This window comes from Enterococcus sp. AMC1623, from assembly GCF_058216495.1.
Genome location: NZ_CM177096.1, coordinates 1218510 through 1244482 on the forward strand (window position 1 = coordinate 1218510; position 25973 = coordinate 1244482).

Consider the following 25973-nt stretch of genomic DNA (forward strand, 5'->3'; position numbering starts at 1 on the left):
ATGTCTGAGAAATTGCATACGAACTTTATTAATGAGATTGAACATGAATATCAAAAAATTGATAATCAATGGCTAACACTTCATTATCGAACAACAATTGGTGTGGTTTGTCTTGGATTAATCGTTGAGCTTTTATTATCTATACTCTTTTACAAAGTAGAGCAAAGTCAAATCGTACTCACAGTATCCCAATATTACATAAAATATGTACTCAATCCATTTCTACTAAATATTCTTTTTTTAATCCTAAGTGTCTGTACGATGAGAACTCGTCATTTAAGTTCCATTTCACGAGTCTATCTGCTATCGATTTCTTTAATCGGCGTGTGCATGGTCTTTTATTCTGTGCATTATATCACTCAATATCAATTATCTTTTTTGCACCTATTTTATTTACAGCTTTTTACGGAAAATATTCTTTGACAACAAATGTAGCGATTATTACTATCGGTTGCAAGTTAATCTCAGATTATTTTATTTACTACGATGGTAACAAGCCGTCTCCTTTTGAGTCTGGTATTTCTATGATGAATATGATTATCTCTACACTACTGCTAATCTTTTTTTATGGTATCAGCATGGTGATTATTTATTTTCAAAAAAAGAAAAATATGGCAGTCATTCAAAAAGAATATGAACGGCAAACAATGCAAGAACAATTATTAACTGATCCTCTGACACATATCAATAATCGTCTCGCTTTATTAAATGTATTTCAAGAGATGAATCAGTCCATCGAGAACAGTCACTATTATTTGGCGATGATGGATCTCGATTTTTTTAAAAAGGTGAATGATTCTCTGGGACATGCCAAAGGAGATGAATGCTTACAAGAGATTGGTAAAATTCTCAAAAAACATAGTAGTAAATCAATCACGCCTTTTCGCTTTGGTGGTGATGAATTTTGTATTTTATTTGAAGAAATAAGTCTTGAAGAAGTTCTTCAAATATGTAACACATTACGACAACAAATTAACGAAACAATTATCAAAAATTTTGACTTACACTTAACCATTAGTATTGGTATCGCAAAATATACAACCGATATGTTTGCAGAAGACTTGTTACAAAATGCTGATACTGCACTATATCAAGCCAAAAGTCAACGAAACCATATCATGTTGTATGCTGAATAAAGATACCTCTCTTTAACCTTAACAAAAACTTGCAAAGCTGTTTGCAAGTTTTTTTGCTGGAAATACTATCTTTAACCATCTCTTCTGTGACACTAGTCAACACATTCAGAGATAAAATTTGCAAGCTGCTTTCTTCTATATTAATGTCTAGTTATCTATAAAAATATCTGAGGTGTGATTCATGCAAATCAATCGACTATTTCAAATTATCTATCTACTTTTAAATAAAAAAACAATCACCGCAAAAGAATTGGCGACTTATTTTGAAGTATCGCTTCGAACCATCTACCGTGATATTGAACTACTTGCCACTGCGGGCATTCCTATCTATACAAAGCAAGGAAAAGGTGGTGGAATTTCTTTAGTAGATACTTATGTATTAAATAAATCATTACTTTCCGAACAAGAACAAAATGAAATCTTGTTTGCTTTACAGAGTTTAGCTATCACACAAAGTTCTGAAACAGATAACGTTCTTTCAAAAGTGAGCACTCTCTTTAATAAACGTCATACAAATTGGATTGAAGTCGATGTATCTTCTTGGGGAAGTAGTATCGATAGCAAAAATGATTTCACTATGATAAAACATGCGATTTTAGATGGTCGTGTGCTTCAACTAACTTATTTTAATAATTCAGGTGAGAAAAGTATTCGAAAAATCGAACCTTTAAAACTCGTTTTCAAAGTAAATGCTTGGTACCTTCAAGCATTTTGTCGTATTAAAAACGATAATCGAACCTTCAAGCTCTCACGTATGTCAGATATTAGCGTAACAGAGGAAACATTTTTACCTACTGTCCCCTCCTCACTGAATACCAAAACTTCCGTTGACCAAAAATGGATGCCAGCACAGTTACGGATTTCTCCTGAAGGTAGATACCGTGTGTTTGATGAATTCAAAGAACATGAAATCACCCAAAATACTGATCAATCATTCACTATTCACACTTATTTACCAGAATCTGATTGGACAATTCAACATCTGCTTTCTTTTGGTCATACACTTGAAGTTATTTCTCCTAAAAAGTTGCGTAGACAAATGCAAACTAAGTTAACACAAATGATTAAAATTTATAAAAATTCCACGATAACTTGACACTCAGTTGTCAAGTTATCGTTAGTATAATACTCGTTGGATAGCCAAAATAACAATCTAGGAGGAATATTCATGACTTTACAATTACCCCCAATAATTATGACCTATTTTCAAGCAGCCAATACGTTTGACAATCATTTATTGTTTACTTGTTTTACAGAAGATGCGCTTCTTTATGATGAAAAGAAGATATTTTATGGACCTAGTGAAATAGAAAAACATATGATTGAGGCAAGTAACAAATTAGCTGTTCAGGCAAAGATTTTGCATTTTGTAGAACACGACGAACAAATCATTGTTACGGCTACGATAACTGGGAATTTCGCGGGTAGCCCTCTTAATTTAGATTACCATTTTTCTTTAGAACAAGAAAAAATCAGTAAATTGACAATTGTCCCATCAATTAGCGAGGAGTGACAGCTATGGCTGACAGATTAAAAGATATTTATTCAACAAATTTTTTAATAGGTTTTGGAAATAAAGTAACACGTGTGTATCCTGGCTTTAAAAGCGCTGAATTTCTTACTGCGGTATTAGATGATACATGGGAAGATCTATCAGTACGCGCACGTTCGAAACAGATTGCCACACAATTAGGATGTTTTCTCCCAGCCAATTACGAAACGGCGTTAGAAATTCTCTTTCAACTTACAGATACCTGTAGTGGTTTTGCTTATCTATTCTTTCCAGATTTTGTCACGATTTATGGACAAGAAGAAGCTGATTGGGAACGTTCCATGCTAGCACTTGAAACATTTACGACCGCTTCAACTTCAGAATTTGCGATTCGACCGTTTTTATTACGCGACTCAAAACGAACAATGGACCAACTGATGAGTTGGGCAACTCATCCAAATGAACATATTCGTCGATTAGCAAGTGAGGGTTGTCGCCCGCGATTACCTTGGGCAGAAGCCTTACCTCTGTTCAAAGATAACCCAGAACCTGTGCTTGCACTTTTAAAATTGCTAAAAGCTGATCCTTCACTATATGTTCGTAAAAGTGTAGCTAACAATCTCAATGACATTTCAAAAGACCATCCGGCTACTGTCCTTCAAGTCGCAGCTGACTGGTTAGGTTCTAATGAACAGACAAATTGGATTGTCCGTCGTGCGTGCCGAACGATGATAAAAGAAGCACATCCTACAGCCATGCAATTATTTGGCTATGCAGTAGATGAAACGGCAATCAGTGATGCAAAAATTGCACCTACATCAAAAATACTAACCATTGGTGAAAACTGTGACATTCACTACACCGTAACTATTTGTCCAGAACAAACAACGCAACTCCGTCTTGAATATGGCATTGATTTTATCAAAGCCAATGGAAAAACGAGTCGGAAAAAATTTCTTTTATCCGATAAAACGCTTGTTGGAAAAACCATTTTGGCAGGAACTCGCACGCATAAATGGGCAAATTTAACCACTCGCCGCCACTACCCTGGTAAACATGCGATTGTTTTGTTAGTAAATGGAATTGAAGTTGCCTGGACGGAAATAGAGTTACACTAAGTTTGTCTACTACAATTATTCAGTCATTGACACTCTCAAAGTTTATATGATAGAATACCCGTGAGATTGTTACCGCTTTAATTCTTGTGGGCTATACTCTAATTTATTTCAATATATTGAAACATAGGAGCCTTTTCATTATGGTTATAAAAAAAATAATTAACAATAACATTGTCGTTTCATTTAACAATGCACATAATGAAATAATTGTTATGGGAAAAGGCTTAGGATTCAAAAAAAGTGTTGGCGATTCTATTGACGAAAGCCAAATAGAAAAAACTTATGTTATCACCCAAGAATGGAATGTCAATAAATTGACGCAAATGTTATTAGATATTCCTATCGAGCATATTCAAGTTGCTAACGAAATTATCAGTTTTGCACGAGTTTCTTTAGGTAAGAAACTCAGTGATAATTTATTTTTGACCCTAACCGATCATATCCATTATGCCATTGAACGAAAACAAGAAGGCATTATGTTAAAAAACGCTCTTTTATGGGAAATCAAACGATTTTATAATCATGAATTTTTAATTGGGAAAGAAGCACTCAACATCATCCGTCATCGTTTAAATGTTGATTTACCTGAAGATGAAGCTGGTTTTATTGCTCTTCATATTGTAAATGCAAATTTAGATATGAAAGAAGTTAGCCAAGTGAGTGAAATGGCTGAAATTATTCAAAATATTCTTAATATCGTTAAATATCATTTTAAAATCGATATTGATGAGTATTCGTTAAATTACGAACGCTTTGTTACCCATTTAAAATTTTTCATTCAACGCTTATTTAGTGATACTCGTTTGAATGACTTAGAGACAGTACAACTTATGCTAAAAATTAAAGATCAATATACTAATGAATACGCCTGTGCTCTCAAAATAAGCAATTATGTTCAGAGTGTGTTTGACCGTGAATTAGAAGAAGATGAATTGATTTATTTAACAATTCACATTAAACGAATAACAACTACCGATTAGGATTGTTACCATTGTATGTGGGCTAGACCTAAATATCTCTTATAGGGATATTTGGGTCTTTTTATTTATTTAAAATATAAGGAGGAATAAAAATGAATTATCAAGAAATAGCAGAGAAAGTCATTGATGGTATTGGAGGGACAAACAATGTCAATAGCCTAACACACTGTGCCACTCGTTTACGCTTCAATTTAAAAGACGATAGTAAAGCAAATAAAAAAATATTAGAAGAAACCCCTGGGGTAATGGGCGTAACGATAGGCGGTGGCCAATATCAAGTAATTATTGGTAGCGAAGTTCGTCATGTCTATAATGAAATAAATAAACATCTGACGCCTGGAACTAATTCAGCCAATGAAGAAGAAATTGAAGGACAAAAGAAAAATATCGGAACTCGTTTCTTAGAGACAATTTCTAGTATTTTCACGCCTATTTTGCCAGCAATTACAGCAGCTGGGATGATAAAAGCAGTTTTAGCTTTGGTGGTCGCATTCAAATGGGTAGATAATACTTCGCAAACGTATCAAATTATCAATTTTATGGCAGATGCAGGCTTTTATTTCTTGCCTATTCTGTTAGCAAATTCAGCTGCTAAAAAATTCAACTGTAATCCCTATCTAGCTATGATGGTTGGAGGAATTTTACTTCATCCAAATTTTGTAACGATGGTTAATACTGCCAAAGAATCAGGTGAAGCAATCAAACTAGGATTTCTCCCTATCTATAATGCAACGTATGGATCATCCGTAGTCCCAATCATTTTAGCCGTTTGGTTTATGTCTTACATGGAAAAATTTGCTGATAAATATTCTCCAAAAATGATTAAATTCTTTACTGTTCCTTTAATCGCCATTTTAGTAACAGGAATTGTCTCATTAGTTGTATTGGGTCCGATTGGTTTCCATATTGGTAATGGAATTGCTGCAGGTATCTTATTCTTGGACACACATGTAGGTTGGTTAGTTCCAATGATTATTGGTGCATTCTTCCCACTATTAGTATTAACAGGAACACACTATGGAATTATTCCAATTGGCGCAAATAACATTATGTCAGTTGGTTATGATGCCATGATTGGGCCAGGAAACTTGGCTTCAAATATTGCTCAAGGTGGCGCTGCGCTAGCAGTTGGTTTGAAATCAAAAGATCCTGTTGTAAAAGAGTTAGGTATTTCTTCGGGAATTACCGGTGTCTGCGGAATCACTGAACCTGCCTTATTCGGTATTAATATGCGTTTTAAAACGCCTTTATATGCTGCCATGATTGGTGGTGGTGTTGGGGGACTCTTTATTGGATTTATGGGAGTAAAACGTTTTGCTTCTGGTTCTCCAGGCTTAATGACCTTACCTGTGTATATCGGTGAAGACGGTTTTAGCAATTTAATCTATGCCTGTATTGGTGCCGCTATTGCTTTTGGTGTTGCGTTTGTTGTTTCCTATATTTTATATAAAGAAAAACCAGCAGAAACTGCTGAATTAGATGCACTAGAACCCACTGTTGACAATGCAAAAGATGCAGAGATGATTTCATTTTTTTCACCAGTAGATGGTCAAGAAATGGCATTGTCACAAGTAAATGATGCTGCTTTTGCAAGTGAAGCAATGGGAAAAGGCATTGCCATCATCCCTTCTAACGGAACATTTGTCTCACCCATTAACGGCACTGTTGAAATGGTTTTTGAAACAAAACATGCGATTGGATTGCGTTCAGATGAAGGTTTAGAGGTATTAATTCATATTGGTTTAGATACTGTAAAATTAGCAGGAAAACCTTTTGAAACATTTGTAAAAAATGGGGATCGCGTACAAGTTGGTACTCCCTTAGTTCAAGCAGATTTAAATGTAATTAAAGCAGAAGGTCTCGAAACGACTACACCGATTATCTTTACGAACTATACAGAGTTTTCTAAACTGAATATATTAAATAAAACACAAGTTACAAGTGGTGATTTATTGGTGGAGGTAGGAAAATAATGACAAAAAATTTAGTATTTCCTGACGGATTTTTATGGGGCGGTGCTACAGCTGCCAATCAATATGAAGGAGGCTATGGTCAAGATGGTAAAGGAAAAGCTATTGTTGATGTCTTGCCTGCTGGAAAAAATCGTAAATCAGTCATGCTTGGTCGTCTAGATTATAAAAATCTAGACGAAGATACTATTTATCCAGGTAGAGAAGCAGTCGATTTTTACAATCACTGGGAAGAAGATATTAATCATATGATTGAAATGGGATTTAAAGCCTACCGTTTTTCTATTTCTTGGAGCCGAATCTTCCCTACTGGTATAGAAGAAGAACCTAGTGAGGCTGGTCTAGCTTTTTATGAACAAGTCATTGATAAACTAGTTGCCAATCATATTGAACCAGTAGTTACTATTTGTCATTTTGATATGCCACTACATTTAGTAGAAACTTATGGTTCATGGAGAAGTCGTAAAGTAATAGATGCTTACTTGCATTATAGCGAAGCATTATTTAAACGGTTTAAAGGAAAAGTAAAGTATTGGATTACTTTTAATGAGATTAATATGCTTTTCCATTTACCATTCATGGGTGCGGGGATTGTTTTCCAAGAAGGTGAAGACGAAGAAGCTGTGAAATATCAAGTCGCGCATAACGAGCTGGTTGCATCCGCTTTGGCAACTAAATTAGCTCATGAAATTGATGAAAAAAATCAAGTAGGTTGTATGTTAGCAGGCGGACAATATTATCCTTATTCTAGTCATCCCGATGATGTTTTTGATGCTATGGATAAAAATCGCAATATCTTTTTCTTTAGTGATATCCAAGTACGTGGCCACTACCCAAATTATGCGAAGAAAAAATTAGAACAACTTGGAATTCAATTACAAATGGAACCTGCAGATGAAGAAATTCTTCAAAAATATCCTGTAGACTTTATTTCTTTTAGTTACTATTCTTCTCGCCTAACGAGTGCTGACACATCAGTAGGTGAAGTAACTGCAGGCAATGTCATTCATTCTCTTCGAAACGAACATTTAGAAGCCAGCGAATGGGGATGGCAAATTGATCCAAAGGGACTACGAACAACCTTAAATGTCTTATATGAACGTTATGAGAAGCCTTTATTTATTGTGGAAAACGGTTTAGGTGCTAAAGATGAGTTGATTGATGGTACCGTAGAAGATGATTATCGCATTGACTATCTAAACAAACATATGAAAGCAATGCGTGACGCAATTTTAATAGATGGCGTAGATTTAATTGGTTATACTTCTTGGGGGTGTATTGACTTAATCAGCGCTTCTACTGGCGAAATGAGTAAACGCTATGGGTATGTTTATGTAGATAAAGATGATACTGGACAAGGGACTTTAAACCGTTATCCTAAAAAATCATATTACTGGTATAAAGACATCATTGCTTCAAATGGTGCTAGTTTAGAATAATCTAAAAGACCTCTTGGATCTATAAAATAAATCCAAGAGGTCTTTTATTGTCATTATTAACGATGCTTATCTTGAGCTTCTTTGGTTCGTGCGGTCTCTAGATGTGTCACATAATCAAATTCGTCTGTATAAGTTTTCATACGCTCTTCAATTGTGCCCCACCATTCTTGTCCTTGTGGAATCTCATATTTCGCGTAATCCGCATAAGGAACAACTTCATACATTTTTTCATTCTCGGTGCCAAGGATAAATATAGGCATAAATTTGGGATTTGTCACAACGACTTCCCCATCATCTTGGCGTTTAAAAGTGACTTCAGTAATCCCACCTTGTTTATTATCAATATTAACTTGCCCTGTTAAGAAACTAGCTTGAGAATAAATGGCAAAGGTCTCTTTTCCATTGTACCAATCCATCGGTTGTAACACATGTGGATGACCGCCTAAGATTAACTTCACGCCTGCTTCACTTAACATTTCAAAAACATAACGTTGATTATCATCAGGTAGTGTTTCGTATTCTTGACCTAATTGTAGTGTGACTACAACAGCATCCACTTGATCTTTTAGTTTTGTTACATCATCCACCATTTTTTCGACATCCACTAGACTAATTGTGTATTCTTTACCTGGATCAACTGGAATGCCATTAGTTCCATAAGAATAGGTTAGAAAACCTAGTTTAATCCCATTTTCATCAATGATTCGAGGTGTTTGTTGATCTTTTTCACTTCGATAACTTCCTACATACATCAAACCTGCCTCACGAATATGTTCAATTGAGGTAAGTGCTCCTTCACTGAACCAATCCAATGTATGATTGGTGCCATTACTAACAATGTCTACACCAATATTTTTGACATTATTTAACAGCGAACTCGGCGAATTAAATTGAGGATAACCAGAGATAGGTAATTCTGGATAGGCGGTAATCACTTCTAAGTTGGCAATCGTCGCATCTGCATATTGAGTAAATGGCGCAATTTGTGCAAACATAGGTGAAAAATCATAGTCCACTTGCTCTGTTGTACTTGCCGTTGTTTCATTTCCATCAGCTAAAGCTGCCACATCAACTCCATCAGCAGACAATATTTCCATCGCTGATTGATACAAAGGATTACTAATATCGGCCATATATGAAACAGTTTCATGAATTAATAAGTCCCCCACAGAACGTAAGACAAATTCCCCTTCTTTGTCTGGCTTAGCATTAGTTTTCTCTTTTTCCTGCAAACCAAGTAATGGTTCAGTCAAAGGTTTCATTTCTGCTTTTTTCTTTTTAGCCGCTTCTGCTTTTTGGGCAACATTTTCTGCCTCTACTTGCTTTGTATGGCGTATAATCATAATCGTAGTAACTAGACAGGATATGACTAGAGCTACCAACAATCCCACAACTATATTAATCTTTAACTTTCTTCGTGACAATTTGTTCATTCGTGCACCCCTTTTTTCATTTAACTTTCTTTTACTTTTTCTACTATAATACATTGTAACAGAAAACGTTTTCTGTTGGTTGAGCTATTTTCTGATCTAAATAAATTTCCATACAAAAAAAGCGTCCAATAAGCTATTGAACACTTCTTCTTCATTTAAAAATGGATTATGCCAACCACTGTTTAGCTGCTAGAATTTCTTGATAAGTTAGTTGATGATTGGCTGTCCATAATTTCGTAACCACGGCATGACGTTCTTCTAATACTTTAATCACATGCAAACTATCTGATATCGAAACAATAGGATCTTGTTCGCCTAAAGTTGTAAAAATTTGGGTCTTTTCTAACGAATAAATAGGTAAATTTTCAACTGGAAACATTGGATGAAATAAAATAGCTTTTTGAAAAAGTTCTGGTTCATGAAGTAATAGTTGCATAGCAATATTGGCACCATTCGAGTAACCCACTAAGATAACTTGTCTTAAATCAAAATGATAGTTTGCCGCAGCTTCTTTAATAAATGCACGCAACTCATTCCCACGCAAAGTTAGGTCTGCTTCATCATAAACACCTTCTGTTACTCTTCGAAAAAAGCGAGGCATATTTCCCTCTAAAACATTTCCACGAATACTTAAAATAGAGGCTTTTTCATTTAACATTTCTCCAATTTCAAGCAGAGAATTTTCATCGCCGCCAGTACCATGTAATAAAACAAATACTGGTTCTTGTGTTCCTTGTTTAAAAATATGATGCATTGTTTTTCTCCTTTCTAAGTTGGACGCTCCATTTCAAAAATATCGCCAATCGTTGCATATGAGCTACCTGCCAAACGACTAATTGCAGCTAATTTTCCAGCATCAATCCTGCCTTCTTGATAAATGGCCTCATCAATTGCATAGTGCTTAATTTCTAATAAAAATAAATCTGCGGTCACTTTTTCCAAGTGTTGAATAGGTATATGCTGATAAAGTATCGTTTCAAAACGCACTTTAGCCTCGTTTAAGCTGGGAACTGCAACCTTTGAAGAAACGCTAGTAGTAAAGTTTGACACAGATAATTCGCTCTCTTCCGGCAATAATGATGCCGCAGTTTGATTCGCATCTTTTACGTTATCACTATCTAAAATATGAATTACAGCTGCTTTTCCAGCTAAAATATTCCGTGCAGTATCTTTCATTTGATTTTCTTTTCTTTGCACTGCTATGGATACGATGGCTGGTTGTGTACTAATAATTGAAAAATAACTAAACGGTGCGATATTTAGCTGTTCATTTTCAGAAAGAGTCGTCACAATCGCTACAGGTCTTGGAATAACTGATCCAATCAGTAATTTATAATTTTCACGTTCACTTAATTTTTGGGGATCAAATTGTAACAAAACACAACACCTCTCTTAGATATTTAATTTGGGTAAGGATGCACTAATTTCTTTTCTACGAGATTCAAAATGTGCAGGCAACATTAATCGTTGACCAAGTGTCTCAAAAGATTCATCTATGGTAAATCCAGGCCCTTCTGTCGCTAATTCAAACACTACACTCCCAGGTTCTTGGAAATAAATTGCTTGAAAATAATTTCTATTTTTAATTTCAGTTACTCCATAATGCTGTTGCGATAAATAATCGTGCCATTGCGTCTGTTCTTTTTCATCAGAAACAGCCCATGCAATATGATGAACCGTTCCAATTCCCCAACGACCTTTAGATAAAGGGTGTTTAGGAATCCCAATCTGATGACGAGCATCCCCTTTCGTGTAAAAATAATCATAGTTTGTGGAACTGCCGGCAATTACTAAGCCTAAATCTTGCGTCAATGTATGCGCAGTAGCTTTTGGATTTGCAGATAAAAGAATGGCTCCATGAAAACCTAAAATCTCTGGCGTTTCAAAAAATTCGTTGCTTTCAACTAAAGCTAACGCTAAATCATGAACATCTAGTAATTCCAATGTTGGCTGATTAAATAGCCTTGTTTCTTTAATAGGAACACCAAATTGAGCCAATCGATCTCGCCAATAGCTTGTACTTCCTTTAGGAATGCGAAAAGCTATCGTCCCCACTTGTCCGCTCCCCACTCTCCCGTGATGAGCATTTTTCCAATTAAAGAAAGTCATAATGCTCCCATTATCAACTGATTGATTACTAAAATAAAGATGATACGTATGTTCATCATCATAATTCACGGTTTGTTTGATGAAACGTAAATTTAAAACGTCACGATAAAAATCAACGGTTTCCTGTGGGTCCCCAACAATTGCTGAAATGTGATGAATATTCGTAATAGCCTTCATTTTATTTCCTCCTTTAAAGCAAAACTTATTCACTACGTTTAGTATCAAAAGGCTTAATGACACTTTCAATATACGTACGACGATTCTCTAAGAATGGTGCTAAAGATAATTTTTCTCCAAGCGTTTCATAAGGCTCATCTCCCATAAATCCCGGTTCATCCGTTGCCAATTCTACTAAAATATGTCCCATACGCACATAAAGTGATTCAAAATAATAACGATCAACATACCCAGAATTTGGTAGTCCCAACTTGGTAAAAATTTCTTGCCAAACTTCCAATGACTTGCGATTGGCTAAACGAAAAGCGACATGATGCACTTCACCATAACCTTGTTGGGATTGTGGTAAAGTTTGATTATCTACTAAAATAACTTGTCCACCATTCCCACCTTCACCGACTTCAAGTAAATAACGATTTCCTTCATGTTTGATTGTTTGAAAACCTAACACGCCTTCAAATAATTCCTTGAATTGTTCGAAATACGCAATAGAAATTTCTACTGGACCTAAACCATAAATCGCAAATTTTTCTGGTACTGGACCTTTTTTCCAAGGAATTCCAGCTTTCACACCGCTGTTTGTTTCATCGGAAATTAGCTGATAAGCTTGTTCATCAAAATCCCAAAAATGTAAAACTTTTTGTTCAAACTCGGTTGTAATTTCTTGATATTTCACATTAAATTCTTGGAACCTTTGCACATAATATTCTAACGCTGCATCATTTGGTACTCGAAAACTTGTACGTGTAATTGCATTTGTTCCCTTTTTTCCTTTTGGATTATTGGGAAAGTCAAAAAAAGTCATAGTAGTTCCAGGTGACCCCAAATCATCAGCAAAATACGTATGGTACGTATAAATATCATCTTGATTCACTGATTTTTTTACAAGGCGCATCCCTAATATTTTAGTAAAAAATTCATAGTTTTTAACTGCATCGCTTGTCATCGCTGTAACATGGTGAACTCCTAGTAATTGGTCTTCTTTTCTCATAATTATTCCTCGTTTCTTTGCTTCGATATTTTTTTTAGTATTTTTTGTAATAGGTGCAACTCATCTAATGAAACTTCTTCAAAACTGTCAGCAATTCGTTTCGCATGTAATGGAAATATTTTTTCCATCAAATCAATACCCGATTTTGTAATTTCTACATAAATAACGCGACGATCCCTTGGGTTATTTCGTCTTTGAACAAGTCCTTTTTTTACCAACTGATCAATGACATATGTTGTGCTACTACTAGCAATTAAAATTTTTTCTTTAATTCCTTGTGTTGTGTGAGCACCTTTATGAAAAAGTAATTCCAAAACTGAAAATTCTGTAATGTTTAAGTTGTAACAGGCAACATCTTGTTTGGCTATTTGTTCCAATTGGCTACTTGTCCGCAATAAACCAATGTAAGCTTTTAGTGCTTCTGATTGGTGATCCATCTTCCCACCTCTTTTATTTCGAATTCGAGATAAATATACCTTACTTTTTATAAGTAATCAAGAGAAATGCTTGAAAACAATTACTGAAGAAAAAATAGTATAAAAAATCTTAGTTATAAGATTTTTTATACTATTTTAATCAATTTTATTTATTCACACAGAATCTCATTCATTTTTTTTAATTGTATACGAATCAAATACTTCCATGGTATCTGTACGATATGCAGTCATTGTAAAACGATCTTTTGTAAATTGAATATGCGAGAAGGTTGGCACGTAAAATTGTTCTTTGACAGCCAAATAAGGATCATTTACTTCTTCAAAATCATAATATTTACTTCCACTCGCAGAACTATTTGTAACATAAAGTGTTCCTTTGGGATTGAGGGCGATGGTATTCTCTTCGTCTTCAAATTCAACATCGGTTACTTCTTCAAAGTCATGCATTTGATAGGTTCTACCATACGTGTGATCATGACCCATGAATACAACGTCAATAGCCAATTTATCAAATGCTGGCACCAATGCCTCTTGACGTGCGGGTGCATCTTCATTCAATGCTTGTTTGCCTGCCGCATAAATGGATTGATGAAAGAGAACCACTTTCCAATCGAACGCTTGGTCTGCCGTTTCTGCAACCGTCTCTTCTAGAAACTGTACATGTTCTTCATTGTTTAGGTTATTGGTATTTAGTACCATATACAACACATTGCCATACGTAAAGTAGTAATCACTGCCGGCTTCATCTTCACCAAGGTTCGATTGATTGGGTTCATTGAAGTGATTGCGATAATTCACGGCAACATCATGATTGCCTACAGTAGTAACCGTTGGATAAGACGCTAAAATTTCTGGAGTAAAATAGGCATCGTATTCACTTTCTTTGTTTGCTGTATCTACAAAATCCCCCGCATTTAAAATAAAGCTTGCTTCTGGGACAGTCTCAAATGCTTGCTTTAATGTCCTTTCCCAGCCAAACACATCCGTAGGAATAGTTCCCGTGCCAATTTGTGGATCCGCTAAGAAAATCGCGTCGTGTCCATCAGTAATATCTTGTGTATTTAATGAATAAACTGGTGAGTAAGCCTCAGCATTCCCCAATCGATACAAATATTCTTTGTCAGGTTCGATCTCAATCGTTCCTTTGTTAACAAAATAATCGATTGACGTAAATTTCGTATAAGAGAGTTCCGTTGTATCCGCTTCAAAAATTCGTGCTTTTTCTTCAGAAAATTCTTCTGGATTACTGCCTTCAGCTAGTTGGATTTCGCCTGCTTCTGAAGATAGTGCATTCCAAGTAAAGTTTAGCAATCTCTCATTTTCACCAGGATTCATCGCTATATTTTTTACTTCTTCGCTGTCAGCAGCCAATTCAGTTTCATCTGGATTTACAACAAAATTAAGCAGCTCAAAACTTGCTTCGTTGTCTTCTGGATTATAAGCATGTAATTCAACAGCAATCGTGATATCTACAAAAGTATTTCCATCATCATCTGTAGCAGCTTCGCTCAATGCATATCTTGTATCACCATTTTCGTTGACAGTGCCTGTATACTCACCTGGAATAAAACCATTAGTGATACTTGAAACATCATCCACAATAAATGTTTCTTCAAGAAATTCACCATCAGCAACTTTTTCTTGCGCACCATATTCTAAGTTCTCAGAATAATTAGCTGTCGGAATATTATGAAACCCACCTACCGGACTCCCATTAATATACATTGTCATTGCATCATTGTATCGTGCCGTAATTTCAAGCGCATAAATATTTTCTGCTTGTTCTTGTGTGAGTGTAAATGTGTGGCGTAAAAAATACGTGCTTTTTGCTCTACCCTCTTCATTTTTTTGTAGCACTTGACCTTTTGTTTTAGAATCTGTGTTAAATACAGTTCCTTCATACGTTGGCCACTCCTCTTCAGTAAAGTCCATCGGTGTTGAACCCCAATCCAACCAACCCTCAGGATATGCCCAACCATTTCTCTTGTTCCAACCTTCATACCAAGTACCAGCATTGGGATCTTCATCACCATCATAATAACGCCATTCCATTTTTTCATTAACTAATTCTACAGATGCTAAATCTGTATCTTCATTGTCTAAAATTGAAACTAGCGGACGTTGACTCATCGTTACTTTAGATGTGCTATTCTCTGTAGTAACTGTTTCTTCTGTTTCTTTCTTTTCACAAGCACCCATGACAAATACCATTACTAATAGCAAAACGAATAGAATCCCTTGAACCTGCTTATTTTTCATATTTTTTATGTATAAGTTAGATAATATAACTTATACTCTCCTCCCTTATTTTTAAAGTTAAAGAAAATTTATGTTATACCGGTAAAAACACTGATTTCTCTTAATATATACATTATCATTTATAGATAGCGCTTCCAATAAATTCAGTCAAAGACGAAATACATTCCGTATTATTTTAAAAATTAGCTTATCAGGCAAAATTTATTTCGTATTTATTTATAAAAAAAGAGTATTTAACAACAATACTCTCTTTTTATTATCTTTCTTGGAGGGTTGGTCTGATAATCATTTCATTAATAGACAGATGATCCGGCGTATCGATGATATACAGTATAGCCTCACCAATTTCCTTTGCTTTTAAACCTATTTTTTGAGAATTTTCTTTAAGCTCTGCACTAACTTTTTTATCATTAATTGTTTTATATAAATCAGTTTCGACCATTCCAGGAGTAATCAAAGTAGATTTAATATTATTTTCTCTCTGTTCTTGTCTTAACCCCTCCATAATCGCTTTCACTGCAAACTTTGTTCCACAATATACCGCTGAATTAGGATAAACAACATGACCTGCCACTGAATCTGTCGTAATAATATGACCCGATTTTTGTTGAATCATCGTAGGTAGGACAGCAGCAATACCATTCAAAACACCCATAACATTAATATCAAGCATTTGTTGCCATTCTTCTCTTTTACCTTTACTTAGAGGTGCTGTCGGCATTATTCCAGCATTATTAAATAGCACATCTACACGACCATATTTCTTCTTAGTAAAATTTATTACTTCTTGTACTTCTTCAAAATTGGTAACATCCGCTTTTAGATAATCGATTGCTGCTTTTGGTAACTCATTTTTTATTTTTTTAAGTTTGTCAATTCTACGTGCTGCAATAACTAGTTTAAACCCATGTTCTGCTAATATTTTGGTTGTTGCTTCACCGATACCACTTGAAGCTCCCATGATAATAACTACTTTCTCAGTTAAGTTCATTGCTTCTCCTACTTTATTTATAAAATTTTACTTCCCAGTACGTTTCTTTTGTTCTTGATTGTAACGATCGCCAACAATTACTAATTGGTCTACCGCATAATTAATGTCTATCAACTCTTGTTGGCTAAATTGGATTGTCGTTGCACCAATATTTTCGTCCACACGATTCCATTTTGTTGTTCCAGGAATTGGGATAATCCAATCCTTTTGAGCTAATAACCATGCTAGCGACACTTGAGCAATTGTTGCCTCTTTTTCATTGGCAATTTTTTGTAATAAGTCTAGGACAACTTGATTTGCTTGAAATGCTTCTTTAGTAAAACGTGGAAGTTCCGCACGGTTATCATTCTCATTAGCAATATCACTTCTAGTTAACTTTCCTGTAAGAAAGCCTCTTCCTAGTGGACTGTAAGCCACTAGGCCTATTTTTAATTCTTCCAATGTAGGAATGACTTCTTTTTCTAATTCTCGCCACCAAATAGAATATTCACTTTGTACAGCGGCTAAAGGTTCTACTTGATGTGCACGTCGAATTGTTTCAGAATTGGCTTCTGATAAGCCCCAGTGCAAAATTTTACCTTCTTTTTTAAATTCTTGCATCGTTTGCGCAACTTCTTCAATTGGTATATGTGAATCTATACGATGAATATAATACAAATCAATATATTCTGTCTTCAAGCGTTTCAAAGAACCTTCCAATGAATTTCTCAATGTTTTTTTGCTACTATCCGGTGTGTCAGAATCACCAGTAATTCTAAAACCGCCTTTTGTTGCTAATTGAATATCTTTACGAAACGGTTGAATAGCCTCACCAACTAATTCCTCATTGGTGTATGGTCCATAAACTTCCGCAGTATCAAACATTCTTATCCCAGCTTCATACGCATGCTGAACGACTTTTATCATATCGTTCCTGTCTTTCACAGGGCCTCTGTGATGATTCAAACCCATACAGCCAAATCCTAATTCTGAGGTAACTAATCCTGTCTCTCCTAAAATTCGTTGATTCATAACTGTTCCCCTCTCATCTTTCTAAAAAATAAAAGAATGGAACAAGGCACCATTCTTTTATTTTCATTTCTTATTTTATTTGATGAAGTTAACTTTATCACGAAGATAATTTATAGAATCTCTCCATTTGATGCAATTACTTGTTTATACCATTCAAATGACTTTTTCTTCGTACGCTTAAGAGTTCCATGCCCTTCATCATCACGATCAACGTAAATAAATCCGTAACGTTTACTCATTTGCCCTGTACTTGCAGCAACTAAATCGATACAGCCCCAAGTGGTGTAACCAAGAAGTTCTACGCCATCAATCTCCACAGCATCTTTAAAAGCTTGCACATGTTTCTTTAAATAGTCGATGCGATAATCATCTTCTATATAGCCGTGTTCATCTGGCTTATCAATAGCACCCAAACCATTTTCTACGATAAATAAAGGTTTTTGGTAACGATCATACATTTGATTTAAAGAATTTCTTAAACCAAGTGGATCAATTTGCCATCCCCATTCCGTTGAAGGAAGATGTTCATTTTTAATAGACGGGAACAAGTTTCCTGTAGCTTGTGCATAATCTTCTGGATGCGCACTGACTGTTCGCGAACAATAATAAGAAAAAGTCACAAAATCTACAGGTGATGCCGCAAGAATCGCTTCATCCTTTTCTTCCATTTCAATATTTAACCCTTCACGTTCAAATTTCTTCAACGCATAATTGGGGTATTTTCCACGCGCTTGGACATCAATAAAGAAATAACCTTCTCTGTCACGATTAATTGCTTCTTGATAATCTTCTGGTCGGCAAGTATACGGATAGTGACTTCCTCCAGCTAACATACAACCTACCATGTTCTCACTATCTACTTCATGTGCAATTTTAGTCGCTAATGCGCTAGCTACCAATTGATGGTGCGCTGCTTGATATTTAATCTCTTGTTGATTATCACCTTCTTTAAAGACGATACCACCACCTACAAAAGGTTGGTGTAACAAAATATTGATTTCATTGATTGTTAACCAGTATTTGACTAAACCTTTGTATCGTTTGATTACCGTTTCTGCATAATTAGCATAGAAATCAATCAATTGACGGTTTTTCCAGCCACCATACTCTTTAATCAAATGAACAGGAACGTCAAAATGAGCAATTGTCACTAATGGTTCAATGTTATGTTTTCGCAATTCTTTAAAAATAGTTTCATAGAAAGCTAATCCTTCTTCATTGGGTTCTTTGTCATTTCCATTAGGAAAAATTCGAGACCAAGAAAGAGACATCCGATAGACTTTAAAACCCATCTCTGCAAATAGTTGGATATCTTCCATATAGTGATGATACATATCAATCGCTTCTTTTGCTGGATAATAATAGCCTTCTTGCCACTCCAACATTTCTAAGTTACCAGCTGCAACTTTTTTGCGATCAGGACCTGTCGGAAGAAGGTCTACATTTGACAGGCCTCTTCCACCTTCCAAAACACCACCTTCTGCTTGATTGGCAGCTGTTGCGCCACCCCATAAAAAATCTTTACTTAAAGTCATATTTAATCACTCCTAAACTTTGACGACTAATACTTCTTCGTCTTTATTCACGTCCCCTTGTTTAATCATTTCAATTGAGGAATATTGTGGTGTATTTGTTACTACAACGGGTACTTGCGTTGGATACCCCGCTGCTTCAATTTTCTTCACATCAAAAGTCAACAGTAACTGTCCTTTGGTAACTGGCTGATCCGGTTCTACTAATGCGTCAAAATATTGACCATTTAGCTCGACTGTATTCAAACCAACATGAATTAAAATTTCCACACCTGAGTCCGACATAAGACCAATGGCATGTTTAGTAGGAAAAACTGCAACAACTTTCCCATTAAATGGTGCAAAAACTTCTCCTTCAGATGGATTAATTGCGAAACCTTTTCCTAACGCTTCAGATGCAAATGCTTCATCCTGAACTTGACTTAAAGGAATAACTGTCCCGGGAATAGGGCTAATCAAACGAGTGTCTTCTAAAATAATCGGTTTGATTTCTGGTACATCTGTTATCTCATCTTTTTCATATTTGAAGCTTAAAACGTAGGTTAATACTGCTGTCACAGCTGCAGAAATAATTAATGCAATGATAATATTCCAGAAAAATTTCATTGTATCATCACCAATATAAAGGAGCACAGCTGGTAATCCAGATGAGCCTGTTGCAAAGCGATGTGTATTTGTTAAACCGGCATATAATCCACCTGAAGCTCCACCAATCATGGCTGCAATCAATGGATATTTTTTAGGTAAATTCACTCCATATAATACAGGTTCTGTAATTCCCATATAAGCAGTAATTGATCCTGAAACGGCTACTTGTTTTATTTTTTTATTTTTTGTACGGAAAGCAACTACCGCTGCAGCAGTCGCCTGTGCAATATTTGAAACCAATGCGCCTGGACCAAAAATACTATCATAACCTAATTCAGCCATTTGCATAACGCCAAGGGGTGCCACTCCGTTGTGTAAGCCAAACATAACCATTACTGGAAGCAAACCACCAATTAAAACAGCTGGTACCCAGCTGGCATTTACGCTTAAGAAAGTAAAGAAAGTTGCTAAATAACCGCCCAAAATACTACCAATTGGTCCAAATAAAGAGAACGCCAATGTTCCCATGATTAGAAAAGTTAACATCGGAACAAACACTAATTCGACTGATTTTGGAATCACTTTATTTAAGAATTTTTCTACGTAAGATTGGAAGAAAATAACAATTAAAATAGGAATAACTGAACCAGTATACGTAGCTAAAGTAAAGGGAATGAATCCGAAGAAATTAACTGGTTCTCCTGCTGTTACTAAAGCTCCCCAATTTGGATGCAACATCATTGCTGCTACAGAAACAGCTAGAATAGGATTACAGCGCAACTTTTGAGCAACTGTAAACGCCAAAATCATGGGTAGAAAGAAAAATACGCCATCAGCAAATAGATTCAACATATAATACGTTTGAGAATCAGGGGTAATCACCTTAAATACAATCAAAAGAGCTAAAACTGCCTTTACCATCCCAGCTCCAGATAATGCTGGAATAACTGGTTGGAAGGTTCCTGAAACAAAATCGATCACTGTAGCTACTAGCCCTTTTTTCTCAGTTGAACCGTTATCGTTTGAAGTTTGAACATCAATATTTTTTTCAACTTCTTCAAACACATCCTTCACATGAGTACCAATGACAACTTGATGCACACCTGCATTATGAATATATTTCGTCACACCATCTAACTCTTCTAATTTGTCTTTGTTTAACTTCGATTCATCCGCTACTTTAAAACGTAATCTTGTTTGACAATGATAGGCGTCAGTAATATTTTCTTTGCCGCCTAATTGTTGAACTATCTCTTTAGCCAACTGTTCATATTTTTTGCTCATACAAACCTCTCCTAAATAAATTTTAAAGAAAATTTATGCTGTCACCGGTAAGACATAATGTTTCTCCTGCAAGCAATTTAACACTTACAGATAGCGTTTCCAATACTTTTCTTTAAAGTTGAAATGGATTTCATTTTATTTTAAAATCTGCTCTTTTCCATGAAATTTATTTCATCTTCACCAAAAATAATTGACTTAAAGTGAGCTTAAACTGATATAATCAATAGTATGTTAATCCATTTAAAGGAGCTGAAATAAAATGACAGATAAGAAACAAGCACTTCCTCCACAAACGATTTTTTTTGCGCAAGAAGCCTTTCAAAAAAATGAAGAGACGATGATTCGCTGGTTGGGAAATTCAGGAATTTTATTGAATAGCAGAGGAACTTGCCTGATGGTGGATCCTGTTTTAGAAGAATTTGACTTACCTTTATTAATTGAATTGCCAATTAAAACCGCAGATGTTCCTTACTTAGAGGCTATTTTAATTACACATTCTGATAACGATCATTACAGTTTGCCAACTATAAAAAAATTAGCTCCGAAAACGTCTTCTTTTCATGGACCAAACTACGTTGCGGAATTAATGGCAAAGCAATTAGCAGTCGCAGCTACAGGACATGCTCTTTATGATGAATTTATGGTTGATAATTTAAAGGTGACTTTAACAAAAGCCAATCATTTGTGGCAAAATGAAACAGATAAATTTGATCGTATTTTTAAAATAGAAGATTATTGTGGATTTTGGATTGATACTCCTGATGGAACACTGTGGATTCCTGGAGATTCTCGATTACTTCCAGAACAGTTAGAAATGCCACAACCCGATGCCATTCTTTTTGATTTTAATGACAATGCTTGGCATATTGGTTTTGAAAATGCAATTAAATTAGCAAATACATATCCCCATGCGGATTTAATTCTCTCACACTGGGGAACTGTTGATGCGCCACACATTGATGCCTTTAACGGGAATCCTGAAGATTTATATGACAGAATTATCAATCCCAAACGTATTCAATTAGTTGCTGCTGGCGAAGCTTTTAAATTAACAAAGAAATAGTAATAAAAATATCCGAACAACATAGATTGCACACTGTTTATCTACGTTGTTCGGATATTTTATTGTCGTTGATATTTACCTTTAAAAATCTTCTGAAATATCTTTAAATGTTGTTTGTCTTTTCACTTCTAACCTACGTGAATTAGCTATTTTGGTCTTCATATTTTCATCATAATTCAAAGAAAATACTTTGGCATATAAAATAGTTAAGATAAATTGAATGGACTCTTCGGTAGAAAAATTAGCTATTTTTGAATATAGTTTTTCTCTGCTTGATACATTTAAAACAATGGTAGAATAGTCGCGCAAATAGTTTTCTCCGCCACTGGTTATACTAATGATTGGCACACGATTGTTTAGAAGAATTTTTACATTTTTCATTGGATAAGAGTCAGAATTATTGCCAGAATAAGAAATAATGATGGCACAATCTTTACTAGTCAAGGTATTTGAAATCAATCCCGCTTCATCTGTATCAGCTACAAAAGCTTTCTTATGAATTGTATTTAGGTTTCTTTTAAATAACTCTCCAAAATAAGAATTCGGACTTCTTCCATAAATAATAATCGTCTCTGCTTGGTTCAAAATATTAGCTGCATGATTAATATCAGTCACCGACATTAATGAAGATGTTTCTTTAATCGTTTGCATTCGAAGATTCGCAATATTTTCAATAATTTCCAAAGTATCTGCGGCATTATCAAAAGGAACATTGGTGTCGACATCAAAATGATTGTCATTAAAATGAGCCACTTCATGTGTAAAAGCGTACATGAATTCCTTCCACCCAGAATAATTAAAATATTTCGCAAATCGAACCAATGTTGCTTTTGAAGTGTGCGTCAATTTAGCGATGTCTTCCATGGTATATTCTGATAGTTTTTCACGATTGGCTAAAAGAAATTCTCCGATTGTTCGACGGGCATCATATTGTTTAAAGACAGTTTCTTCAATTTTCTGAAAGAGATACATACTATTCAACACTCCCATTAGCATAACTAGCGGTTTGACTTTCGCCTGTTTTTATTTTTGCTTCATAGTTTTTTATTTTATTTCCTAGTTTAAATACTGTTTCATTTATTTGCTGTTGTTTTTCTAGTAGTTTTTTATATTCCACAATCAAAATCGCCTGCCGTGCTTCTAAGGTTTCATCTCCTTTTTGATATAATTTCGTATATTCAGCTAATGATTCAATTGATAATCCAGAATCGCGCATGCATTTAATAAATTCAATCCAATTTACATCTTCGTTGGAGTAGGTTCGATTCCCCGCCTTGGTGCGTGCAATAGGTGGAATCAACCCCTGTTGTTCATAATATCGTAAAGTTGCTGGTGTCAATTGATACCTAGCAGCTACTTCTGAAATATTCATCTGTATGTCCTCCTAATCAGTATCTTTGGGCTATGTACATTAAGACTAGTGGAAAAATTCCTACTAGTCTTAGCATTTATGAAAATCCGACAATTTTATGTGGAATGTACTCTTCTTCCAAATAGGTCACTTCTTCTTCAGTTAATTTAAAGTCAATGGCTTTGACTGCTGTTTCGACGTGACTAAGTTTGGTAGCGCCGATAATTGGCGCCGCTAAATTCTCTTTTTGTAAAAGCCAAGCTAATGCTACTTCTACACGACTGACATGATGCTTGTCCGCGATTTTTGCTACGCGCTCGATAATAATTCGATCTTTTTCTGCAGATTCATCGTATTTCGCTCTTTGTGCTGGATCTGTTTCTCGTCTTAAAGAACTTTCAGAAAATGGTTTGACAAGTCTCCCTGAAGCTAACGGACTGTATGGCGTCAAAGCAATCCCTTGATCGATACAATAGGGAATCATTTCACGTTCTTCTTCACGATACATTAAATTCAAATGATTTTGCATAGACACAAATTTTGTCCAACCATTTTTTTCAGCAACATGATTGGCTTTCTGAAATTGATAGGCATACATCGCTGAAGCTCCAATATACCGTGCCTTTCCTGCTTTCACTACATCATGTAATGCTTCCATCGTTTCTTCAATCGGTGTATGGTAATCCCATCGATGAATAATATACAAGTCCACATAATCTGTTTGTAGTCGTTGCAAGCTTTGATCAATTTGTGACATGATTGCTTTTCTAGATAATCCTTGCCCATTCGGACCGTCAAACATTTTTTGATGCACCTTTGTAGCTAGAACAATTTCATCACGATTGGCATAATCTTTCAGAGCTTTACCTAAGATTTCTTCACTACGCCCTAAAGAATAGACATTTGCCGTGTCAAAAAAATTGATACCTAAGTCTAATGCACGTTTAATAATCGGACGACTCTCATCTTCTTCTAAAACCCATTGGTGAATCCAATTATGGGGATCCCCAAAACTCATCGCTCCCAGACAAATCCGAGAGACGTCCATTCCGGTATTTCCTAATTTCACGTAGTCCATTTCCACTACCTCCTTTTTTAAACGGTCATGTATTTATTAAAAATCAAGATAATCAAGCCAATGCTGCCTAATGCTAGGCCTGTAATAATCATTTGATTTCTTGCGCTGGCATTGCCACTCACTAAAGACATAGCTTGCGAAGCGTAAGGTGCAAGTGTCGCTCCCAAATTATACGCTACTAATACAACTGTCGTACCAAATTTCGCTACTACTTCGCCACCAGTAGTAAACGTATGCATAAAATAAGGCATAATATTACGGAAGGCAAAACCTAACAGCAATGAACAAAGAAGCGTAAAGTTCACAGAAGTTGACCAACTAGTCAAAAAGATACTGCCTCCAGCTACAAAAGCTGCAAGAGGCAATAACCAACGCTGTAAATAACGGTAAGTTAACCCAAATAAGTTACCTGCAATAAAAGCACCTGTCGCAATTGCAGCAATCATATTACTTCCATTAGTCGCGTCACCAATTCCTTGCTCAATCAACAATGGGGTAATCTGTAAGTTATAATTGATAAACAGCAGAACAATGCAGAATAACACCATTCCTAATAAAATAGATTTTATTTTACGCTCGTTGGAGATAGAAGATTCTATACCAGCTTCTTCTGTATCCTGTGTTAAGTTTCCATTCGGAATAAATAAAAATACAACGAATAAACTAATTACCGCAAAACCATAGACCAAAAAAGAGCTTTCCCAATTTATTTTAATTAATTGACCGACTGCGATTGTCATAAAAATACCGCCTAAACCTTCACAGGCACTTTCTAAACCTAACGCTTTTGCCTTTTTGAGATTATCTTTTTGGAATAGCTGACTAATCATTTGAATTAGCAGTCGATTAAACAAACCAATTCCTAATCCCAGCAAACATCTTGAAAGAAACAAAACAGCAAAATTCCCTTGATACCATGCAGGAAGAGTACCAAAAATTCCTACAATTAGTAGTCCTGTCATAATGGTATACTTTTTACCAATTTGTTTTTCAATACGACTAGTTAAAAATACACCCATCACTAAAAATAAGGACGGAATCGTGGTCAGCAGTCCAACATACACCGGATTTATTTCGGAAAAATGTTGCGTAATCGCTGGAATATTTGCTGAAATAGCTGGCGCAGAATTAACCACCAGCGCAACTGATAGCAAGGCAATTAATTTCATTGAAAAAAAGTTCAGGTTTCCTTCTTTAGCGATAGCTTTATTTATCATCAAAAATTTCTTTGGCTAAATTAAATGCTGACCATGCTTTCGGCCATCCAGCATAAAAAGCAAGATGTGTAATTAATTCGACAATTTCTTCTTTTGTTACGCCATTTTGCTTAGCAATATTTAGATGTGCTTCTAATTGAGGAACACCTTGGGTTAACAGACTTGCAACAGTGATTAAACTACGATCACGTGGAGAAAGTTGTGCTTCCCGATCCCATACTTCACCAAATAAGACATCATCATTTAATGCTGCAAATTGTGGGGCAAATTCTCCTAAGTTATCTCTTCCAGCTGTTTGTTTTGGCATTATTTTTCCT

24 protein-coding genes are annotated in these 25973 nt (G+C 35.4%); 8 read left to right on the forward strand and 16 right to left on the reverse strand.

The window, feature by feature from the left end; all coding sequences use genetic code 11:
• The first annotated feature begins 419 nt into the window (after nucleotides 1-419).
• The 7 genes from AC4BC7_RS06010 to AC4BC7_RS06040 all read left to right on the forward strand — a co-directional run bounded on the left by AC4BC7_RS06010 (nucleotide 420) and on the right by AC4BC7_RS06040 (nucleotide 8135).
• Nucleotides 420-1136 (forward strand): GGDEF domain-containing protein, encoded by a 717-nt coding sequence (locus AC4BC7_RS06010; RefSeq protein WP_490504132.1) that lies wholly within the window; start codon nucleotides 420-422, stop codon nucleotides 1134-1136.
• A 181-nt stretch (nucleotides 1137-1317) separates the two neighbouring features.
• Nucleotides 1318-2232, forward strand: a complete 915-nt coding sequence (locus tag AC4BC7_RS06015) for a helix-turn-helix transcriptional regulator (RefSeq protein ID WP_207940970.1) — start codon at nucleotides 1318-1320, stop codon at nucleotides 2230-2232.
• Between the two features lie 72 nt (nucleotides 2233-2304).
• Nucleotides 2305-2649 carry a nuclear transport factor 2-like protein gene (locus tag AC4BC7_RS06020; protein ID WP_490504133.1) on the forward strand — a complete coding sequence of 115 codons (345 nt, stop codon included), beginning with the start codon at nucleotides 2305-2307 and terminating at the stop codon, nucleotides 2647-2649.
• Between the two features lie 5 nt (nucleotides 2650-2654).
• Nucleotides 2655-3746 (forward strand): DNA alkylation repair protein, encoded by a 1092-nt coding sequence (locus AC4BC7_RS06025; protein WP_490504135.1) that lies wholly within the window; start codon nucleotides 2655-2657, stop codon nucleotides 3744-3746.
• A 140-nt stretch (nucleotides 3747-3886) separates the two neighbouring features.
• Nucleotides 3887-4726, forward strand: coding sequence for a BglG family transcription antiterminator LicT (gene licT / locus AC4BC7_RS06030; protein ID WP_207940973.1), 840 nt, complete (start codon nucleotides 3887-3889; stop codon nucleotides 4724-4726).
• A 92-nt stretch (nucleotides 4727-4818) separates the two neighbouring features.
• A complete protein-coding gene (locus tag AC4BC7_RS06035; protein ID WP_490504137.1) occupies nucleotides 4819-6699 on the forward strand; it encodes a beta-glucoside-specific PTS transporter subunit IIABC in 1881 nt (626 codons plus the stop codon).
• Nucleotides 6699-8135, forward strand: coding sequence for a 6-phospho-beta-glucosidase (locus AC4BC7_RS06040; protein WP_207940975.1), 1437 nt, complete (start codon nucleotides 6699-6701; stop codon nucleotides 8133-8135). Before AC4BC7_RS06035 ends, AC4BC7_RS06040 begins: the two co-directional genes overlap by 1 nt.
• A gap of 56 nt (nucleotides 8136-8191) precedes the next feature.
• Here AC4BC7_RS06040 and AC4BC7_RS06045 read toward each other — a convergent pair whose 3' ends face one another.
• From AC4BC7_RS06045 to AC4BC7_RS06095, 11 genes are all read right to left on the reverse strand, one after another.
• The gene (locus tag AC4BC7_RS06045) at nucleotides 8192-9568 is read right to left on the reverse strand and encodes a CapA family protein (RefSeq protein ID WP_207940976.1); all 1377 of its coding nucleotides are present in this window, start codon (nucleotides 9566-9568) and stop codon (nucleotides 8192-8194) included.
• A 166-nt stretch (nucleotides 9569-9734) separates the two neighbouring features.
• Nucleotides 9735-10322: an alpha/beta hydrolase gene (locus AC4BC7_RS06050; RefSeq protein WP_490504138.1), complete on the reverse strand. Its 588-nt coding sequence runs from the start codon at nucleotides 10320-10322 to the stop codon at nucleotides 9735-9737.
• A gap of 14 nt (nucleotides 10323-10336) precedes the next feature.
• A complete protein-coding gene (locus AC4BC7_RS06055; protein WP_490504139.1) occupies nucleotides 10337-10945 on the reverse strand; it encodes a flavin reductase family protein in 609 nt (202 codons plus the stop codon).
• Between the two features lie 15 nt (nucleotides 10946-10960).
• Complete coding sequence (locus tag AC4BC7_RS06060) at nucleotides 10961-11854, reverse strand: VOC family protein (protein ID WP_490504140.1); 894 nt, start codon at nucleotides 11852-11854, stop codon at nucleotides 10961-10963.
• Between the two features lie 25 nt (nucleotides 11855-11879).
• Nucleotides 11880-12845 carry a ring-cleaving dioxygenase gene (locus AC4BC7_RS06065; protein ID WP_490504141.1) on the reverse strand — a complete coding sequence of 322 codons (966 nt, stop codon included), beginning with the start codon at nucleotides 12843-12845 and terminating at the stop codon, nucleotides 11880-11882.
• Nucleotides 12846-12847: 2 nt separating this feature from the next.
• Complete coding sequence (locus AC4BC7_RS06070) at nucleotides 12848-13282, reverse strand: MarR family winged helix-turn-helix transcriptional regulator (RefSeq protein WP_490504142.1); 435 nt, start codon at nucleotides 13280-13282, stop codon at nucleotides 12848-12850.
• Between the two features lie 165 nt (nucleotides 13283-13447).
• Nucleotides 13448-15505: a metallophosphoesterase family protein gene (locus tag AC4BC7_RS06075; RefSeq protein ID WP_490504144.1), complete on the reverse strand. Its 2058-nt coding sequence runs from the start codon at nucleotides 15503-15505 to the stop codon at nucleotides 13448-13450.
• A gap of 292 nt (nucleotides 15506-15797) precedes the next feature.
• Nucleotides 15798-16532, reverse strand: coding sequence for an SDR family oxidoreductase (locus AC4BC7_RS06080; protein WP_490504145.1), 735 nt, complete (start codon nucleotides 16530-16532; stop codon nucleotides 15798-15800).
• A gap of 27 nt (nucleotides 16533-16559) precedes the next feature.
• A complete protein-coding gene (locus AC4BC7_RS06085) occupies nucleotides 16560-17543 on the reverse strand; it encodes an aldo/keto reductase (protein ID WP_490504146.1) in 984 nt (327 codons plus the stop codon).
• 110 nt (nucleotides 17544-17653) lie between these two features.
• Entirely contained in the window at nucleotides 17654-19078 is a 1425-nt protein-coding gene (locus AC4BC7_RS06090) for a 6-phospho-beta-glucosidase (RefSeq protein ID WP_490504147.1), read from the reverse strand.
• A gap of 12 nt (nucleotides 19079-19090) precedes the next feature.
• Nucleotides 19091-20947, reverse strand: a complete 1857-nt coding sequence (locus AC4BC7_RS06095; RefSeq protein WP_207940986.1) for a beta-glucoside-specific PTS transporter subunit IIABC — start codon at nucleotides 20945-20947, stop codon at nucleotides 19091-19093.
• Nucleotides 20948-21206: 259 nt separating this feature from the next.
• On the opposite strand from AC4BC7_RS06095, the gene AC4BC7_RS06100 reads away from it, so the two are divergent.
• Nucleotides 21207-22010 carry an MBL fold metallo-hydrolase gene (locus AC4BC7_RS06100; RefSeq protein WP_490504148.1) on the forward strand — a complete coding sequence of 268 codons (804 nt, stop codon included), beginning with the start codon at nucleotides 21207-21209 and terminating at the stop codon, nucleotides 22008-22010.
• Between the two features lie 81 nt (nucleotides 22011-22091).
• On the opposite strand, the gene AC4BC7_RS06105 is transcribed toward AC4BC7_RS06100, so the two are convergent.
• The 5 genes from AC4BC7_RS06105 to AC4BC7_RS06125 all read right to left on the reverse strand — a co-directional run bounded on the left by AC4BC7_RS06105 (nucleotide 22092) and on the right by AC4BC7_RS06125 (nucleotide 25963).
• Entirely contained in the window at nucleotides 22092-22982 is an 891-nt protein-coding gene (locus AC4BC7_RS06105; RefSeq protein ID WP_207940988.1) for a MurR/RpiR family transcriptional regulator, read from the reverse strand.
• A 1-nt stretch (nucleotide 22983) separates the two neighbouring features.
• A complete protein-coding gene (locus AC4BC7_RS06110) occupies nucleotides 22984-23382 on the reverse strand; it encodes a MerR family transcriptional regulator (protein ID WP_490504149.1) in 399 nt (132 codons plus the stop codon).
• 76 nt (nucleotides 23383-23458) lie between these two features.
• Nucleotides 23459-24439: an aldo/keto reductase gene (locus tag AC4BC7_RS06115; RefSeq protein ID WP_490504150.1), complete on the reverse strand. Its 981-nt coding sequence runs from the start codon at nucleotides 24437-24439 to the stop codon at nucleotides 23459-23461.
• 17 nt (nucleotides 24440-24456) lie between these two features.
• Nucleotides 24457-25656, reverse strand: a complete 1200-nt coding sequence (locus AC4BC7_RS06120) for an MFS transporter (protein ID WP_490504151.1) — start codon at nucleotides 25654-25656, stop codon at nucleotides 24457-24459.
• A complete protein-coding gene (locus tag AC4BC7_RS06125; RefSeq protein ID WP_490504152.1) occupies nucleotides 25646-25963 on the reverse strand; it encodes a carboxymuconolactone decarboxylase family protein in 318 nt (105 codons plus the stop codon). Before AC4BC7_RS06125 ends, AC4BC7_RS06120 begins: the two co-directional genes overlap by 11 nt.
• Nucleotides 25964-25973: the final 10 nt, after the last annotated feature.

What these genes read in the sequence shown, in the direction of transcription:
- AC4BC7_RS06050 (WP_490504138.1), bottom strand. Translation starts at nt 10,322, where the DNA reads ATGCATCATATTTTTAAACAAGGAACACAAGAACCAGTATTTGTTTTA.
- AC4BC7_RS06090 (WP_490504147.1), bottom strand. Translation starts at nt 19,078, where the DNA reads ATGACTTTAAGTAAAGATTTTTTATGGGGTGGCGCAACAGCTGCCAAT.
- AC4BC7_RS06105 (WP_207940988.1), bottom strand. Translation starts at nt 22,982, where the DNA reads ATGTATCTCTTTCAGAAAATTGAAGAAACTGTCTTTAAACAATATGAT.
- AC4BC7_RS06120 (WP_490504151.1), bottom strand. Translation starts at nt 25,656, where the DNA reads ATGATAAATAAAGCTATCGCTAAAGAAGGAAACCTGAACTTTTTTTCA.
- AC4BC7_RS06095 (WP_207940986.1), bottom strand. Translation starts at nt 20,947, where the DNA reads ATGAGCAAAAAATATGAACAGTTGGCTAAAGAGATAGTTCAACAATTA.
- AC4BC7_RS06110 (WP_490504149.1), bottom strand. Translation starts at nt 23,382, where the DNA reads ATGAATATTTCAGAAGTAGCTGCTAGGTATCAATTGACACCAGCAACT.
- AC4BC7_RS06115 (WP_490504150.1), bottom strand. Translation starts at nt 24,439, where the DNA reads ATGGACTACGTGAAATTAGGAAATACCGGAATGGACGTCTCTCGGATT.
- AC4BC7_RS06040 (WP_207940975.1), top strand. Translation starts at nt 6,699, where the DNA reads ATGACAAAAAATTTAGTATTTCCTGACGGATTTTTATGGGGCGGTGCT.
- AC4BC7_RS06080 (WP_490504145.1), bottom strand. Translation starts at nt 16,532, where the DNA reads ATGAACTTAACTGAGAAAGTAGTTATTATCATGGGAGCTTCAAGTGGT.
- licT (WP_207940973.1), top strand. Translation starts at nt 3,887, where the DNA reads ATGGTTATAAAAAAAATAATTAACAATAACATTGTCGTTTCATTTAAC.
- AC4BC7_RS06070 (WP_490504142.1), bottom strand. Translation starts at nt 13,282, where the DNA reads ATGGATCACCAATCAGAAGCACTAAAAGCTTACATTGGTTTATTGCGG.
- AC4BC7_RS06060 (WP_490504140.1), bottom strand. Translation starts at nt 11,854, where the DNA reads ATGAAGGCTATTACGAATATTCATCACATTTCAGCAATTGTTGGGGAC.
- AC4BC7_RS06125 (WP_490504152.1), bottom strand. Translation starts at nt 25,963, where the DNA reads ATGCCAAAACAAACAGCTGGAAGAGATAACTTAGGAGAATTTGCCCCA.
- AC4BC7_RS06100 (WP_490504148.1), top strand. Translation starts at nt 21,207, where the DNA reads ATGACAGATAAGAAACAAGCACTTCCTCCACAAACGATTTTTTTTGCG.
- AC4BC7_RS06085 (WP_490504146.1), bottom strand. Translation starts at nt 17,543, where the DNA reads ATGAATCAACGAATTTTAGGAGAGACAGGATTAGTTACCTCAGAATTA.
- AC4BC7_RS06025 (WP_490504135.1), top strand. Translation starts at nt 2,655, where the DNA reads ATGGCTGACAGATTAAAAGATATTTATTCAACAAATTTTTTAATAGGT.
- AC4BC7_RS06065 (WP_490504141.1), bottom strand. Translation starts at nt 12,845, where the DNA reads ATGAGAAAAGAAGACCAATTACTAGGAGTTCACCATGTTACAGCGATG.
- AC4BC7_RS06020 (WP_490504133.1), top strand. Translation starts at nt 2,305, where the DNA reads ATGACTTTACAATTACCCCCAATAATTATGACCTATTTTCAAGCAGCC.
- AC4BC7_RS06035 (WP_490504137.1), top strand. Translation starts at nt 4,819, where the DNA reads ATGAATTATCAAGAAATAGCAGAGAAAGTCATTGATGGTATTGGAGGG.
- AC4BC7_RS06015 (WP_207940970.1), top strand. Translation starts at nt 1,318, where the DNA reads ATGCAAATCAATCGACTATTTCAAATTATCTATCTACTTTTAAATAAA.
- AC4BC7_RS06045 (WP_207940976.1), bottom strand. Translation starts at nt 9,568, where the DNA reads ATGAACAAATTGTCACGAAGAAAGTTAAAGATTAATATAGTTGTGGGA.